Annotated in this window: 1 protein-coding gene; it reads right to left on the bottom strand. The window is 37.9% G+C overall.

Annotated features, from left to right (window positions below; genetic code table 11):
• Nucleotides 1-377 (bottom strand): HAD-IC family P-type ATPase (locus tag HMPREF2655_RS00140; protein ID WP_142352097.1); only part of this gene is annotated, 377 nt, incomplete at both ends.

Raw genomic sequence — 377 nt, 5'->3', positions numbered from 1 at the left:
TTGTTTTGTGTGCTAATTCAATGAATGATCCAATATCTCCTGGATCGGATTGAGTCAATATGACATCAGCTGAATCCAACGCAACTTGAGTTCCAGCACCTATAGCTATACCAACATCTGCTAGGGCAAGAGAAGGAGCATCATTTACACCATCACCTACCATGATAACTTTCTTTCCTTCATCTTTAAGTGTTTTAACTAACTCATATTTGTCTTGTGGAGATTGATTTGATCTATATTCAATCCCTAAATCTGCTGCCGCGCCTTGAGCCGCTTTTTCATTATCACCTGTCGCCATAATTGGTTGAATATTGTTCTTTTTAAGAGCTCTAATTAACTCTTTACTTGTTGGTTTTAATTCGTCCCCTAAAGCTACA

Origin of the sequence: Streptococcus sp. HMSC066F01 (assembly GCF_001837335.1) — a bacterium.
Classification (GTDB): domain Bacteria; phylum Bacillota; class Bacilli; order Lactobacillales; family Streptococcaceae; genus Streptococcus; species Streptococcus oralis_S.
Note: the sequence above shows the minus strand (reverse complement) of the source record. Positions and strands in the feature narration are given on the sequence as shown.